Source organism: Agrobacterium sp. fls2-241-TYG-188a (genome assembly GCF_030209845.1).
Map to the genome: position 1 here is coordinate 781,763 of NZ_JARVRD010000003.1, position 15,523 is coordinate 797,285.

The window sequence follows — 15,523 nt, forward strand, 5'->3', positions numbered from 1 at the left end:
GCATGGCACAAGAGGTCAAGACCACCTGTCCCTATTGCGGCGTCGGCTGCGGCGTGATCGCGAAGATCCAAGACGATGGCGCTGTTACCGTCAAGGGCGATCCTGATCATCCCGCCAATTTGGGACGGCTCTGTTCCAAGGGCTCGGCACTGGCCGAAACCATCGATCTCGACGGGCGCCTGATCTATCCGCAGGTGGATGGCGAGCGGGTGACATGGGACATTGCGCTTGATCTTGTGTCCTCAAAATTTTCTGAAGCCATTGCCGAACATGGACCCGATGCTGTCGCCTTCTATGTTTCCGGGCAATTGCTGACGGAAGATTATTACGTCGCCAACAAGCTGATGAAGGGCTTCATCGGCTCGGCCAATATCGATACGAACTCGCGGCTGTGCATGTCGTCTTCCGTCGCAGGCCACCGCCGCGCTTTCGGTTCGGATACTGTGCCGGGGCTTTATGAGGATATCTTCGAAGCCGATCTCGTCATCCTCACCGGTTCCAATCTGGCATGGTGCCATCCGGTTATCTACCAGCGGCTCGCCGCCGCCAAGGCGGAGCGCCCGGATATGCGCATCGTCGTTATCGACCCGCGCCGCACCATGACCTGCGATACCGCCGACATGCATCTGGCCATTCGGCCTGATGGTGATGTGGCGCTGTTTACCGGTCTTCTGGCCCATCTCGCCAACGGCCCTGCCATCGACAAAACCTATGTCGAGAGCTTCACCAACAGCTTTGATGCCACCATGCAATCGGCCTGCGAATACAGCCTTCCCGAGATAGCGGACGCAACGGGGCTGACCATTGCAGAGCTGATCCAGTTCTACGAACTCTTCGAGCGCACGGAAAAGTCCGTCACCTGTTATAGCCAGGGTGTCAACCAGTCGATGAGCGGCACGGACAAGGTCAACGCCATCATCAATTGCCATCTGGCGACGGGCCGCATCGGCAGACCGGGCATGGGACCGTTTTCACTGACGGGTCAGCCCAACGCCATGGGTGGCCGCGAGGTTGGCGGTCTTGCCAATATGCTGGCAGCGCACATGGACATTGAAAAGGCCGATGACCGCGACCGCGTTCAGCGTTTCTGGCAATCCCCCACAATTGCCAGCAAACCCGGCCTCAAAGCCGTCGATCTGTTTCAGGCCGTGGCCGAGGGCCGCATCAAGGCGCTGTGGATCATGGCAACGAACCCCGTCGTTTCCATGCCTGACGCCGGTGCCGTTGAAGCCGCGCTGAAGGCCTGCCCCTTCGTCGTCGTATCAGACATGTACGCCACGACAGATACGGCAAAATACGCCCATGTGCTTCTGCCCTCGCTCGGATGGGGCGAAAAGGACGGCACGGTGACGAACTCGGAACGGCGCATTTCCCGCCAGCGCGGTTACCTGCCCGCACCGGGAGAAGCGAAGGCCGACTGGTGGCAGCTGGCGCAGGTCGGTCAGCGCATGGGGTTTACACCGGCTTTCGATTATGCCGGTCCAGCCGATATTTTTGCCGAACACGCCAGGCTTTCCGCCTTCGAAAACAACGGCTCGCGGGATTTCGATATCGGCGCGTACTCCGCCCTGACAAGGAGAGACTACGACACCCTGCCACCATTCAACTGGCCACAGCCTGCCTCCGGGCATCGCGAAACGGCACGTTTCTTCGCAGATGGGAAATTCTATCATGCCGATGGCAGGGCACGCTTCGTCAGCACCACCCTGCCGCAGACATCCCGCGTAAATGCCAGCTACCCGCTGACCCTCAACACGGGCCGCATCCGCGACCAGTGGCACACCATGACACGGACGGGAAAAAGCGCGCGACTTTCCTCCCACCTCGCAGAGCCCTTTGCCGAGCTGCATCCACGTGATGCCACCGATCTGCACATCGAGAGCGCTGATCTGGTGCAAATTGAAAGCCCGCTCGGCAAGATCATCGTGCGCGCGCTGGTCACCGAGCGTCAGGCGCGCGGCAATATCTTCGTGCCGATGCATTGGAACGACCAGTTTGCCGCCAATGCTCGTGTCGACCGGCTGGTGCCACCCGTGACAGACCCGTTTTCCGGCCAGCCAGCGTCGAAAAACATTGCCGTCGTGGCCCGGCCTTTTCAGGCGAAAGCCTATGGCTTTGCCGTGACGCAGACCAGACCGCAAAACCTCGATTGCCCCTATTGGGCGCTGGCGAAGGCTGACGGAGGGTATCGTCTGGAAATGGCCTTTGACGAGGTGGCCGAAGACTGGATCGGCTGGGCGCGGGCCGTGTTCGGTATCGATTCCAGCATTGAACCGATTGGTTACGCCGATAACAGCGCCGCACAGACCCGCCTCGCCTTCTTCGATGGAGAAACCTTGCTGGCGGCATTGTACATCGCCAACAAGCCCGTCGCCGTCGCCCGCAACTGGGCGATTTCCCAGCTTTCAACCCGCCACGAAGACGTTCGCACACGCTTTACCCTGGTCGCCGGTCGCCCCGGCGCGGGTACGCCAGACCCCGGCGCCACCGTCTGCTCCTGCTTTAATGTCGGCATCAACCAGATCACCGCAGCCATCCGCGATGGTTGCCACAGCGTCGAAGCCATCGGCACGAGTTTGAGTGCGGGCACCAATTGCGGCTCCTGCCGCGCAGAAATTCGCGGCATCATCGATGGTTGCCTGAAGGTCGCAGCCGAATAAATCCGCCATCGCACTAGGGAATGAATGGAATGAAAGGGTTGCGATTATCCTGAATATGGACTGAGGTGCCGGGCAACCGAATCTCAAAGAAGATGCAATTGAATACCGATCCATTCCACATTCTGAAGACCATCTACGGCTATGACACGTTCCGCGGACAGCAGGCCGATATCGTCGAGCATGTCATCGCTGGCAATAATGCCTTCGTGTTGATGCCGACGGGCGGCGGAAAATCGCTCTGCTACCAGATCCCCGCGCTTTCCCGCCCTGGCATGGGGCTCGTCGTATCGCCGCTGATTGCGCTGATGGTCGATCAGGTCGCCGCCCTTCGTCAGGCAGGCGTGAGGGCAGAAGCTCTCAATTCCAATCTGCAGCCGGATGAGCGGCGCGCCTTGTGGGCCGATATTCGATCCGGCAAGGTCAGCATTCTCTATGCCGCCCCGGAGACACTGCTGAAGCCGGATGTTCTCGACGCGCTTCAGGACGTATCCCTTTCCCTCATCGCCATCGATGAAGCCCACTGCCTGTCGCAATGGGGGCATGATTTCCGGCCGCCCTACCGCCAGCTTGACATGCTGATCGACCGTTTTCCCGGCACCCCGCGCATGGCGCTGACGGCAACGGCGGATGAGCCGACGCGGGCGGAAATCCTTGAGCATATGAAGATCGAGACCCGCGATGCCTTCATCGCCGGTTTCGACCGCCCCAATATTCGCTATGCCATCATGGAAAAGGACAATCCGCGTGCGCAGGTCAAGCGGTTCCTGCGCGACCACAAGGATGAGAGCGGCATCATTTATTGCCTGTCCAAGCGAAAGACCGAAGAGACTGCCGAATGGCTGCGCTCCGAAGGCTATGACGCCCTGTCCTATCACGCCGGGATGGAACGCGAGCAAAGGGAGGCGAACCAGACGCGGTTTCAACATGGCGAAGCCATCATCATGGTCGCAACAATCGCTTTCGGCATGGGTATCGACAAGCCCGATGTGCGTTTCGTCGTCCATATCGATCTGCCGAGCAGCATCGAAGCCTATTATCAGGAAACGGGCCGTGCGGGCCGCGACGGCCTGCCGTCTGATGTTCTCATGCTCTATGGCTCCGAAGACATTGCCCTGCGCAATCGCTTCATCGAAAACTCCGAAGCGCCAGACCAGCGCAAGCATATGGAGCGGCAAAAGCTCGATGCATTGCTGGGGCTTGCCGAGACAGCCGGATGCCGCAGGCAGGCGCTGCTGTCCTATTTCGGTGACAGCTGCGAGCCTTGCGGCAATTGCGACACCTGTGCAGAGCCGCCGAAACTGTTCGACGGTACGGTTGCGGCCCAGAAAATAATGTCCTGCATCTACCGAACGGGCGAACGCTTCGGGCAGGCCTATATCATCAGTGTCCTGCTGGGTGCGGAAGACGAGCGCATTACCCGTTTCGGGCATGACCAGATCAGCACCTATGGCATCGGCAAGGAGCATGACAACCGCACATGGCGCGCCATCCTGCGCCAACTCATTGCATCGCGGCTGATAGAAGTCGATCTCGAAGGCCATGGCGGGCTGGCCCTGTCTGACGCCGGGCGTCAGTTTCTGCGTGACAAGTCCGTTCTTATGCTGCGGAAACCTCAAGCGCCCCAAAAGTCCAGCCGCGACCGCAACACCCGCAATCAGCCCGCCGCAAACCTGCCGGACGCAGACGCCGCTTTGTTCCAGGCTCTGAGAGAACGGCGAATGCAGATTGCCAAAACCCAGAATCTGCCGCCCTATGTCATCTTTCATGACAAGACGCTCATCGAACTGGCCATCGCCAAGCCAACCTCACGGTCGGAGATGGCACGGGTGCCCGGCGTTGGCGATGCCAAGCTCGATCGATACGGACCAGCCTTTCTGGAGGTTATTGCCGAGAGTTTTGCCGGGATTTAGATATACGACAGGAAAGCGTACTTTACGCCTAGGAGACTTGGCTCTGTATTTTAGGGAAATATAAAAAAGCCCTGTGATTGGCTAGAGTTCGGCATTTTTACTATAAGTGTTAATCGCAACGATCAGATTGCGTGAATTTTGTCATGAATGAGATTGCAATCGGATTGTATAATTGCAAATAAAGCTGGGTTAAATCTTCAAGACCGAGTTTCTGGACCACAAGAACAGCGATTTTACCGTATTCTGAGCCGTATGGTTGATGATACTCAACAGAGAGACCGGCAGACGCCGTTTGCATCACTACAGAATGGCCGATGCGGTTTCTGGCTTGCCCTTTCTGGTGCCGTGCTGAGGGGAAACCGCGCTGGAAGGCATAAAAGCGTTTCCAAAATCCAGATCTGCGCTGGCCATTCCGATCCAGACCGCACCGCAAACCACAGCGGCAACAGCAAAGGTGAAACAATGACTGTATTCCTCACCCCCGTTTGGTCGCGCATGATGTCATCCGCACTTCTTGTTTTGGGCCTCGGTGTCTCAACCGCACTGGCTGAGGAAAGCACTGGCAAATCCTTTGTGGAGAATTTCGACGTTATGGATCCCTCGTTCTGGTACGTTTCCAACGGCTGGAACAATGGCGCGCATCAGAATTGCACATGGTCGAAGAAGCTGGTGCGGTTTGACAACGGCCAGCTTGAGCTTGGCTTTCGGGATGGCAGGGCTGGAGACCGCAACTATTCCTGCGGCGAGATCCAGACGAAAGGCCGCTATCGCTACGGCACCTATGAAGCCCGCATAAAGGCGGCAACAGGCTCCGGTCTCAACTCGGCTTTCTTCACCTATATCGGTCCCGTCCACAAGAAACCGCATGATGAAATAGACATGGAAATTCTGGGAAAAGACATGTCCCAGGTCCAGTTAAACCAGTATATTTCCGCAAAAGGTGGCAATGAAAAGCTGGCGGATGTGGCTGGCGATGCGGACAAGGCATTCAACGACTATGCCTTTATCTGGGAGCCAAAACGCCTGCGTTATTTCGTCAATGGCAAGATGGTGCATGAGGTCACAGACCCGGCGAAAATTCCCCAGGAGCCACAGAAAATCTTCTTCAGCCTTTGGGGAACAGACACGCTGAAAGGCTGGATGGGACAATTTGCCTATAGGGGACCGACCGCAATGCGTGTCGATCGTGTTGCGTTCACGGCACCGGGCGACGCCTGCCAGTTTCCCGAATCCATTGCCTGTCAGCGGAACTAGGGAAACGCCACCCAACAAGGCTTTGCTTGCCCCTTTTTTTTGCTCAGGACAGATTCATGACCCACGTTCTTTATCTCGCGCACGACCTTGCCGATCCGGCCATCCGACGGCGGGTCCTTACATTGCAGACGGGTGGAGCAAAGGTCACGCTTGCGGGCTTTACGCGAGGCGAAAACAAGCTGGCCAGTGTCGATGGCGTTGCGCCCATCGTGCTCGGAACGACGGCCGATGGACAGTTTGCCCAGCGCCTCATCTCAATCGTGAAATCCAGCCTGTCTCTTTCCGCCCGATTGCGTCAGGTTCAAAAGCCGGATGTCATCATCGCCCGCAACCTTGAAATGCTGGCACTGGCACGGCGGGCCTCGGCCATTTACGGGCGGGATGTGCCCGTGGTTTACGAGTGCCTGGATATTCACCGTCTGCTCCTCAACGAAGGCATTGCAGGCAAGCTTGTCAACGCCGCCCAGCGCTACTTCGCAACAAACGCGAAGCTGCTGATGACCAGTTCTCCAGCCTTCGTGAGCCATTATTTTGCACCGCGGTCCGGTCTGCAATTGCCCGTGCTGCTGCAGGAAAACAAGGTGCTTGTGCTTGATGAAGACGCGGCAGCGTTGCCTGCACCGCGCCCGCCAAAAGCAGGTGAGCCTTGGAAAATCGGCTGGTTCGGCGCGCTGCGCTGCCGCAAATCACTGGAAATTCTTGGCGATTTCGCCAGGCGAATGGACGGCAAGGTTGAGGTGATCCTGCGCGGGCGCCCTGCCTATTCGGAATTCGATGATTTCGACGCCTTCGTAGCCAATGCGCCCCATCTCAGCTTCCATGGCGCATATGCCAACCCGGAAGATCTGGCATCGATCTACAACGAGGTTCAGTTTACCTGGGCCATCGACTTTTTCGAGGAAGGGCAGAACTCCAGCTGGCTGTTGCCAAACCGGCTCTATGAAGGATGCCTCTACGGCGCGCTTCCCATCGCTGTTGCCAAAACCGAGACCGCTCGTTTCCTTGAAACGAGACATATTGGCCATGTCTTGCAATCTGCCGATACCACAACGCTGGAGACATTTTTCACAAGCTTGAACGAACAGGCCTATCTGGACGCCTTCGCAAAGCTTGCATTGATCGACCGCAGGCAATGGGTTACCGACAGTCAGGATTGCCGTGACCTGGTTCGCAGACTAGCATCCCTCGCGCAGCCCCAGAATGGCCAGGCTGCAGAGGCAGCTCCTTCAAGCTTGACGAGGGTATAAGCATGACGTCACACACTCTCGCAGATGTAAAAACACTGATCGTCATTCCGTGCCTCAACGAAGCAAGGACGATTGAAGGCCTGCTGACCAAATTTTCCCGCACGCTGAACCATGCGGATGACCGCATCATCGTTGCCGATGGCGGCAGTACGGATGGTACGCCCGACATCGTGACCCGTTTTTCCATGCGCGACCCCCGCATCGTGCTGCTCGCCAATCCCAAACGCATCCAGAGCGCAGGCATAAACCTTGCCATCGAGATGTTCGGCGCGGGCTATGATTATCTCATCCGCATAGATGCGCATGGCGATTACCCTGACGATTATTGCCAGCGGCTTCTGGAAGAAACGATGCAGACCGGTGCGGACTCGGTGGTCGTGGCAATGGAAACGGTGGGGCACGGCGCCTTCCAGAAAGCGGCAGCGGTGGCGCAAAATTCCAAACTCGGCAATGGCGGCTCGAAACATCGTGAAGGTGGCAAAGGCCATTGGACCGACCACGGCCACCATGCCTTGATGCGCATTTCCGCATTTACGAGTGTTGGCGGCTATGACGAAACCTTCAGCCACAATGAAGATGCGGAACTGGACTATCGCTTACGCAAAGCGGGCTTTCGCATATGGATGACGGACCGCACGCGCATGACCTATTATCCGCGCTCCAATGCTCGTGCCCTGTTCAAGCAATATCTGGCCTACGGGCGTGGGCGCGCGAAAAACCTGCTCAAGCACCGGTCTTTGCCGAAGATCCGGCAGATGATCCCGCTTTCCGTCATGCCCGTTGCCCTCCTGGCATTGCTCGGCGTCTTCCATTGGGTCGCAGTCGTCCCGCTGTGCCTGTGGATTGTCACATGCCTCGGTTATGGTGTGTGGATGGCTCTTGCGCAAAAAAATCCTGATGGCCCACTCGCATCTCTTGCCGCAATGGTCATGCATTTCGCGTGGTCGGCAGGGTTCTGGCTCGAGCTCTTCGGCTCGCTTCGCACATCGACACCTATGGCGACAAAGGCAACGACATGACCAGCACCTCGCCCATGCCCCTGTCGGAAACGATCAAGGTCGATATCGGTGTCTGCACCTACCGCCGTCCGATGGTAGTCTCGACGCTGAGATCCCTTTTCGATATGGAAATTCCTGAAGGTGTCATCGTGCGCATCATCGTCGCCGATAACGACGCGGGGCCGAGTGCGCAAGCATCCATAGACGGCTTGCGCACCACCTCACCTTTTGAAATCCTCTATGTCCATTGCCCGAAGTCGAATATTTCGATCGCGCGCAATGCTTGTCTGTCCAATTGCCAGGCGGACTATCTGGCCTTTATCGATGACGATGAGACGGCCCCGCGCGAATGGCTGTCGCAACTGCTAAATACCGCCCGTGAAAGTGGTGCGGAAGCCGTATTGGGGCCGGTGACGGCCATCTACGGAGCCGACGCCCCGGAATGGATGCGCAAGGGTGATTTCCACTCCACCTTCCCGGTATGGGTCGGTGGCGAGATCATCACGGGTTATACCTGTAACACCCTTCTGCGTATGAATGCGCCATCTGTCGAAGGCCGACGCTTCGCGCTTGCTTTGGGCCAGAGCGGTGGCGAAGACACCCACTTCTTCTCACACATGCACGCTGCCGGAGGCAGGATTGCCTTTGCGGAAAAAGCGATGCTTTCAGAGCCGGTTCCGGCAACGCGCGCCAGTTTCATGTGGCTTGCCAAGCGCCGCTTCCGGTCCGGCCAGACCCACGGTCGGCTGCTGGCAGAAAAAAAGCCCGGGGTGAAGCGCATTGCGCAGGTCGCAACCGCCGCTGCCAAGGTAATGGCCTGCACCGGTTTTGCCCTGCTGACATGCTTTGATGCCGTGCGCCGAAATCGCCAATTGTTGCGCGCTTCGTTGCATATGGGCTCAGTCAGCGGCGCTATTGGAATTCGTGAAATCCGGCAGTACGGCGCGGCGGAGGCTCTGTGATGGAAACAGCAAGCCAGCCGGATGTCACATTCGTCATAGCAGCCTACAACTCTGCCGAGACGATCGCTTCGGCCATCGAAAGCGCTTTGTCGCAAGAGGCGGTGGCGCTGGAAGTTATCGTTATCGATGACAAGTCTTCCGACACAACCCGCGACGTCGTGGCCAGCATCGGCCAGCGTGACCCGCGGGTTCGCCTGATTGCGCTGGAGAAAAACCTGGGACCAAGTGGCGCCCGCAATGTCGGGCTTGATGCTGCAACTGGCCGGTGGATTGCGGTGCTCGATTCCGACGACGTCATCAAACCTGCACGCACGGCACAGATCATCAGCCGCGCCGAGAAGGCTCATGCCGATATCGCAGTCGATAATCTCGATGTTGTCTATACCGATGGCCGTCCCGGCGAAACGATGTTTGAGGAAGCGTTTCTGGAAAGACGCGGGGTCTTGACGCTGGATGACTTCATCGCGTCGAATATCCTGTTCCGCTCGACCTTCAACTTCGGCTACATGAAGCCGATGTTCCGGCGGGATTTTCTCAACATCCACAAGCTTCGCTTCCATCCGACCCTCCGGATTGGAGAAGACTATCTGCTTCTCGCCTCTGCGCTCGCGGTTGGTGGGCTTTGCGTCATCGAAACCTCATCGGGCTATGTCTACAATATTCGCGAGGGCTCGATCTCCCGCGTGCTTGAGCTCCACCATGTGGATGCGATGATAGCTGCAGATGCCGAGTTTCTGGCCAGCTATACACTCCCGGCCGCAGCGAAAAACGCGCAGTCCCGACGCAGCCGCAGTCTTGTCGAGGCCAGACATTTTCTGATGCTGGTGTCGAGCATCAAGAACCGCTCGATAGGCGGTGTCATCAAGGTCGCCATGACTGACCCGCGTGCCCTTCGCCATCTCAGTATGCCCATCCGCGCACGCTTCAAACGTCTGCGAGATTCATTTTCCTACCAGAGCAAAGGCCAACAATGACCACACATGCAAAAGCCGCTTGTATATTTGTAATGGCATCGGTCATTTTTCCCGGATTGGTCGCCGCTGCCTCTGACAACAAGCTTCGGATGGCAACAGAAAACGAAATCCGGCAACATCTTAGCCAAGCCGACAGTTTGAAAGAGCGAACGGACGGCTACCAGTACCGGGAAGGCGATTCGACAGGCTACAAGATCACGGACGGCAAGATTTGTGCGCGAAAAGGGAACGCAGTCGATTGCGCAGATGTGTATTTCGACGGGACGCGCCTGGAAATGATCGATCGAAAAGGCAATCGGGATTTCATCGGCAACTAATGCGGCATTGCATTCCGGCCAAAACCTGAGGCCAGCGGCCAAGACCATGTAAACCCTTAAAGCGGTGATTGATGTTACGTCCATTTCAAAGAGGCTTTATGCATTACGCTTTGGGTCTCGGACTTCTGTTATTCTTTGCATCCCAGTCTGCGGCAGACCAGGTTACCGTCGTCAACAAGGCTAATGGGGCGATCTACCGCCTATACGCATGGCCGACGGATCTTGTCGCCCGGTCGTTCAATATCTTGAACACACCTTTGCAACGCAGTTCCGAAACCGTCGTCAACGTCGATAACAGCTATCAGGATTGCCAATTCACGTTCCAATATGACCTCAATAACCCGGCAGATAAGCGCAAAAAGAATTACCGTCGCCGGTCGCTACAAAGTAAAGAGGTCGATATTTGCAAGAACGATGGCAAAGTCTATCTGGGGTATGATTTCTGAGCCGACATCGCCACCTTCTAAATCGACTTGTACGATTTAACCGGTGATAGTCCGGACTGGTTGCTTGAAGACCGCCTGATGCTGGGATGCCCCGGCTGGCGCAGCCACGAATTGATTTCTTGTAATTCTATCTCAAATCATGGCTATCCGCTGAATGCGGAAGAACCGGGCTTCAAAAATTGAAGCCCGGTTCGCCTGTTTCAAATGCCAAACCAGAGACGGGGATTGTCTCCCGACTGAATTTTTTCCCAGCTGAGATCTGTCTTGTCCCAAGCGCGGATCGTAGAAAATCTGTTGTCGAGAACCAGATCGCCTTCCGATGTCTTGACGACCAGCACAGCATGACCCTCGCCTGAGCGGGTTCTCGCCACGGCGATCCGCAGGCTGCGTGCCGGCCAGCCCTGCGCAACAAGCTGGCGTCGCTTGATCAGCGCAAAATCCTCGCAGTCGCCTGAGGTGACATCTGCCGACCAGACATCGCCTTGGGCCGGAGAGTCGTTGACCGGCTTTATCGAGCGGTTAACGGATGCATTGACAGCCTGTAGTTTGCGGCGGTTTTCGGCAGTCATTTCAACGATCGATGCGCCCCTGTCTGCTTCGCAATCACTCTGGTTGCTGCGGCAAAAGCGGATGAATGCGAATGGAGCAAGCGTGGCACGTGACGCCTTGATGAAAGAGCTTGCCGGGGGCAACTGGAGCGATCGGCCCATGCCTGCCGGGGAAGCGGCGTAGGCTGCCTGAGCACCCAGGCTCAAGGTCAAGGCGACGCATGCGACTTTTACAACTCGGTCTACCATCATGATATGCTGCCCTCGCATATTTCGTGTTTTGATGGTTCGTGTTTAGCACTCAGCTTTTAAGGGCAATTTAGCCGAATTGTTCGCATTTTACGGACTTCCGTTTTTGGGACGCAAGACCTCTAAAGGGCAGTTCCCTGCCCCAATTCACTGGGCTGTCGCATGCCCCCTTCGAGGGGAAAAATGCGGATTTTGATCCGGAAAATACGCACGGTCCAAACAACCGGCGCGGGGCAGCCGCAAAACGGCGACAGAAGCCGACAGGGGAAGCCTATACTTAACCCCTACGGTGCCAAAAAGCGTTTTCGTTACCAGTGAGACATGCGCTCAAGAAAAATCGCACTAACATCGCTGTGCCCTACCGCCCGAAGTACGAGGCGAAAAGGCAGCGAAAACCGATTTCACAAAAGCGAGGGATGATTACTCTGTGACGACAGCAGCGCTGGAGAACGCACTGCTCGATCCGCCAGAAGACCCGGGTCTGAATCCACCGCGAGGGTCAAGATTCAATGGCGCGTGGCATGACCGGACAACCCGCTGCCCGGAATCATCCGTTATGAGCAAGTTGGAGCATTCCTCCGCACTAAAACTTGCGTAAGAGCTGCTATATCTCGGTGCTGGTGGAGGAGTAGGAGCACCATAGTCGGCAGCGGCAGCAAATTGCGTCGTCGATCCCAGTACGGAAAGAAAAAAAGCAATTCCCATAGTTTTGCGACGAGCGGCCATGAACAATCTCTCTAACGTCCAGAAAATATCTGCTGAGTACTGACCTAGCAAATTTGCAGCGCCAATACTAGCTCACTCAACTGCTCTAAATTGCAAAGCTGTACTGATTTCGCTTGTCTGCATACCATGCCAATGAGCAGTCACGTTACTCTTCTCGGAATGTTTGGTTGATCTGATCCATCAGTGGCTTTGACAGGTAGGATATGACCGAACGCTCAGCAATCTTGATAAAGACTTCAGCTGGCATACCCGGATACAGGGTCATGCCCTGCAGCTTTTTGACATCCTTTTCCTCCGGCAAAATCCGGATGGGGTAATAGGTAACGCCGCTGCGCTGTTCCGTCACGGCATCCGGTGAGATTGTGGCTACTGTTCCGGCAACCTCCGGCGTCGTTCTCTGGTCGAATGCCGTGAACCGGAGATTGACGGCCTGTCCGGGGTAAATCTGATCTATATTGCGGGTGGCGATCTTCGCCTCAATCGTCAATGCGCGAGCATCTGGCGCCAGCAGCATCAATGCATCGCCTGGGTTGACGATACCGCCGACTGTGTGAACCGTCACCTGATAAATGCGACCATCCATCGGCGCACGCAGTTCCAAACGGTCGAGCTGATCTTTCAATGCCACCTGACGCTCTTCCGATTGCGCGATGTCGGACTCCACCTGTGTCAGCTCTTTGGCGCTTTCTGTCCGACGATCTTCATCGAGCTGAAGGATCTGAAGATCGATCTCGCTGATCTTCCCTTCCGCCTGCGCGCGAGCAGCCAGACGCTCTCCTCGGCTCCCCTCCAGTTCTACACGTTGACGCTTGAGAGAATTTACTCTCTGCATGGTCACGAGTTGCTGGCTGTAGAGAGAGTTCGTGGCTTTATATTCCTCTTCGATAATCGTTAAGCCGTTATCAATGGACTTGATTTGCTCGCCTATTCCGAAGATTTCCTCGGCAAGCTGCTTCTTACGCTCCGACAGCTGCTTCTTCATGCCGACAAGTGCGGAATATCGGTTTGCAAACAGCTGGAGTTCGCCCTCAATCAAGCTGGGATTTCTGTCGAAATTGACTGCTTCAGCAGTCACATCGGCGGATGTGAAACTCGTCTTGCCAGCAAGTTCGGCTTTCAACCTTGCTCTACGCGCATAAAGCTGCGCCAAAGTGCTGTCCACTATGCCAAGGCTGGATTCAACCGCCGTACCATCCAGGCGCAGCAGGAGGTCCCCCGTCTTGACATGCTCGCCTTCCTTGACGGCGATCTCAGAGACGATACCGCCCGTAAGATGTTGTATTTTCTTGGCATTATCGTCGATGACGACGGTTCCCTCGGCAATGACGGCGTTTGACAAAGTTGCCGTCGCCGCCCATCCTCCCAGTCCGCCAACCAAAATGATGCCGAGCGTGGCAACGGCCAGGACATGGCGCTGGAGCGATTTTTGAGAGGGCATCATCATTCTCTATTCATCCCCGAGGATTCACCGACAACCTTGAGGGTGACGGGCCTCGACTCTGCCGCAACAATGCTATCCTTGCGCAGGAATTTGGGTAGAACTTCCTCCTTGAGGCCAAAGGCGACAGCTCTGCCTTCTTTCATCATGAGGACGTGATCGACAGCAACCAGCGCACTTGGGCGGTGAGCGATCACGATAACGATCCCGCCACGCGCACGAACATCACCGATTGCAACGCTGAGCGCCTCTTCACCTTCGGTATCGAGGTTGGAATTGGGTTCGTCCAGAATGACAAGGAAGGGGTTGCCATACAGCGCCCGTGCCAAGGCAACGCGTTGACGTTGCCCCGCCGAAAGCAGGCAGCCATTCACACCGATATCCGTGTCGTAACCCTGCGGCAGATTAAGAATGAGATCATGAACACGGGCCGCGCGCGCGGCGGCAACGACGGCCTCCGGCGTCCAGTCTCGGCGATAGCGGGCGATATTCTGCGCAACGGTACCGGAGAAAAGTTCGATATTTTGCGGAAGGTAACCGATATGGTCTCCGCGTACGCCCTCGTCCCACTGGTCCAGCGCCGCGCCGTCCAGCCTTACGGAGCCGCGATAAATCGGCCAAATCCCGGTCAAAGCCCGCGAGAGCGATGACTTTCCCGAACCGCTCGGACCGATGACACCAACCGCGCTTCCCGCACGCAGGGTAAAACTGACATCGGAAACAATCAGTTGCTGGGCATTTGCAGGGCCTGTGGCCAGTTTTTGAACGGACAGGACATTTCTTGGAGCAGGCAGAGCAAGAGGCTCGGCCACTTCGGGGATCGCCTTGAACACATCCTTGATGCGCTTCCACGACTGTTGAGCAACGACAAAACCTCGCCAGCTGCCGATGACCTGTTCAACCGGCGAAAGCGCCCGGGACGTCAGAATGGAAGAGGCGATGATGATACCGCCCGATGCCTGATTCTCGATGACAAGCACGGCACCTGCTGCCAGGACGCCTGATTGCAGGGCGATGCGAAAAACCTTGGACGCAATGGCGTAAGCGTTGCCCACATCCGCAGTCTTCGTCTGCAAGGCCCGATACCGTTTGTTATAGTCTTCCCAATCCCGGCCCAGATCATTGCTCATGCCCATGGCCTCGACCACCTCGGCATTTCGCAACGCAGCACCCATCAGCACATTCCGCTGGTTCCACAGATCGTGGAGCTTGCGATCAGAGGCCTGTGTGGTGAAGTTGGTAAGAACGGTAATGAAAATCAGAACCAGAGCGCCGACAATGGCAATGATGCCGACGACCGGATGGAAGAGAAAACAGATTGCGATATAGACCGGCATCCAGGGCAGGTCGAAAAAGGCGGAAGGGCCAGTCCCCGACAAGAAGGTCCGGACCTGGTCGAAATCCCTCATGACCGCAAGACCATCATTGGCCCCACTTGTCTTGATGGGCGTTTTCATCATGACCTTGAAAACACGCTGGCCCAGGACCTCATCGAACACGCCGGCCACCCGGGTCAACATGCGGTTGCGGATCAGCTCGAACCCGCCCTGGAAAATGTAAAGCGCACCCGCGAGAATTCCGAGCGCAATCAGCGATGGTATGCTGTGGCTGGGTATGACGCGGTCATACACCTGCAGCATGAAAAATGAGCTTGTTAGATAGAGCACGTTGATAAGGGCGCTCGCCAAACCGATCGCTATCAAACCCGCTCTGCTTCTACGAAATGCTTCGCGTGCCAAATCGCCTTCAGCCTGAAACTTGAACGCCATACTAACGCTTCCTTCTATTCAGGCG

General features: G+C 56.6%; 12 protein-coding genes. 9 read left to right on the forward strand and 3 right to left on the reverse strand.

Annotation, left to right across the window (positions count from 1 at the left end; translation table 11 throughout):
* Positions 1–2: 2 nt before the first annotated feature.
* The 9 genes from QRN85_RS17630 (at position 3) to QRN85_RS17670 (ending at position 10,768) form a co-directional block, all read left to right on the forward strand.
* Entirely contained in the window at positions 3–2,660 is a 2,658-nt protein-coding gene (locus tag QRN85_RS17630; RefSeq protein ID WP_284759574.1) for a nitrate reductase, read from the forward strand.
* A 98-nt stretch (positions 2,661–2,758) separates the two neighbouring features.
* Entirely contained in the window at positions 2,759–4,570 is a 1,812-nt protein-coding gene (recQ, locus tag QRN85_RS17635; protein ID WP_284759575.1) for a DNA helicase RecQ, read from the forward strand.
* Positions 4,571–5,032: 462 nt separating this feature from the next.
* Complete coding sequence (exoK, locus tag QRN85_RS17640) at positions 5,033–5,824, forward strand: endo-1,3-1,4-beta-glycanase ExoK (protein ID WP_284759576.1); 792 nt, start codon at positions 5,033–5,035, stop codon at positions 5,822–5,824.
* A 56-nt stretch (positions 5,825–5,880) separates the two neighbouring features.
* A complete protein-coding gene (locus QRN85_RS17645) occupies positions 5,881–7,071 on the forward strand; it encodes a glycosyltransferase (protein ID WP_284759577.1) in 1,191 nt (396 codons plus the stop codon).
* A gap of 2 nt (positions 7,072–7,073) precedes the next feature.
* Entirely contained in the window at positions 7,074–8,090 is a 1,017-nt protein-coding gene (locus QRN85_RS17650; RefSeq protein WP_284759578.1) for a glycosyltransferase family 2 protein, read from the forward strand.
* Between the two features lie 14 nt (positions 8,091–8,104).
* Positions 8,105–9,031, forward strand: a complete 927-nt coding sequence (locus QRN85_RS17655; RefSeq protein ID WP_284759612.1) for a glycosyltransferase family 2 protein — start codon at positions 8,105–8,107, stop codon at positions 9,029–9,031.
* The gene (locus tag QRN85_RS17660; protein ID WP_284759579.1) at positions 9,031–10,005 is read left to right on the forward strand and encodes a glycosyltransferase family 2 protein; all 975 of its coding nucleotides are present in this window, start codon (positions 9,031–9,033) and stop codon (positions 10,003–10,005) included. The genes QRN85_RS17655 and QRN85_RS17660 overlap by 1 nt, the downstream gene beginning before the upstream one ends.
* Positions 10,002–10,322: a hypothetical protein gene (locus tag QRN85_RS17665; RefSeq protein ID WP_284759580.1), complete on the forward strand. Its 321-nt coding sequence runs from the start codon at positions 10,002–10,004 to the stop codon at positions 10,320–10,322. The genes QRN85_RS17660 and QRN85_RS17665 overlap by 4 nt, the downstream gene beginning before the upstream one ends.
* Before the next feature lie 98 nt (positions 10,323–10,420).
* Positions 10,421–10,768 carry a hypothetical protein gene (locus tag QRN85_RS17670; RefSeq protein ID WP_284759581.1) on the forward strand — a complete coding sequence of 116 codons (348 nt, stop codon included), beginning with the start codon at positions 10,421–10,423 and terminating at the stop codon, positions 10,766–10,768.
* A 200-nt stretch (positions 10,769–10,968) separates the two neighbouring features.
* Here the strand turns inward: QRN85_RS17670 and QRN85_RS17675 are convergent, their stop codons facing one another.
* From QRN85_RS17675 to QRN85_RS17685, 3 genes are all read right to left on the reverse strand, one after another.
* Positions 10,969–11,568 carry a transglutaminase-like cysteine peptidase gene (locus QRN85_RS17675; RefSeq protein ID WP_244475353.1) on the reverse strand — a complete coding sequence of 200 codons (600 nt, stop codon included), beginning with the start codon at positions 11,566–11,568 and terminating at the stop codon, positions 10,969–10,971.
* 868 nt (positions 11,569–12,436) lie between these two features.
* The gene (locus QRN85_RS17680; protein ID WP_284759582.1) at positions 12,437–13,735 is read right to left on the reverse strand and encodes an HlyD family type I secretion periplasmic adaptor subunit; all 1,299 of its coding nucleotides are present in this window, start codon (positions 13,733–13,735) and stop codon (positions 12,437–12,439) included.
* Positions 13,732–15,498 (reverse strand): type I secretion system permease/ATPase, encoded by a 1,767-nt coding sequence (locus QRN85_RS17685; RefSeq protein ID WP_112962958.1) that lies wholly within the window; start codon positions 15,496–15,498, stop codon positions 13,732–13,734. Before QRN85_RS17685 ends, QRN85_RS17680 begins: the two co-directional genes overlap by 4 nt.
* Between the last annotated feature and the right edge of the window lie 25 nt (positions 15,499–15,523).

Coding starts and splice junctions, on each gene's coding strand:
- QRN85_RS17630 (WP_284759574.1), top strand. CDS start 3: ATGGCACAAGAGGTCAAGACCACCTGTCCCTATTGCGGCGTCGGCTGC.
- exoK (WP_284759576.1), top strand. CDS start 5,033: ATGACTGTATTCCTCACCCCCGTTTGGTCGCGCATGATGTCATCCGCA.
- QRN85_RS17645 (WP_284759577.1), top strand. CDS start 5,881: ATGACCCACGTTCTTTATCTCGCGCACGACCTTGCCGATCCGGCCATC.
- QRN85_RS17650 (WP_284759578.1), top strand. CDS start 7,074: ATGACGTCACACACTCTCGCAGATGTAAAAACACTGATCGTCATTCCG.
- QRN85_RS17655 (WP_284759612.1), top strand. CDS start 8,105: ATGCCCCTGTCGGAAACGATCAAGGTCGATATCGGTGTCTGCACCTAC.
- QRN85_RS17660 (WP_284759579.1), top strand. CDS start 9,031: ATGGAAACAGCAAGCCAGCCGGATGTCACATTCGTCATAGCAGCCTAC.
- QRN85_RS17665 (WP_284759580.1), top strand. CDS start 10,002: ATGACCACACATGCAAAAGCCGCTTGTATATTTGTAATGGCATCGGTC.
- QRN85_RS17670 (WP_284759581.1), top strand. CDS start 10,421: ATGCATTACGCTTTGGGTCTCGGACTTCTGTTATTCTTTGCATCCCAG.
- QRN85_RS17675 (WP_244475353.1), bottom strand. CDS start 11,568: ATGATGGTAGACCGAGTTGTAAAAGTCGCATGCGTCGCCTTGACCTTG.
- QRN85_RS17680 (WP_284759582.1), bottom strand. CDS start 13,735: ATGATGATGCCCTCTCAAAAATCGCTCCAGCGCCATGTCCTGGCCGTT.
- QRN85_RS17685 (WP_112962958.1), bottom strand. CDS start 15,498: ATGGCGTTCAAGTTTCAGGCTGAAGGCGATTTGGCACGCGAAGCATTT.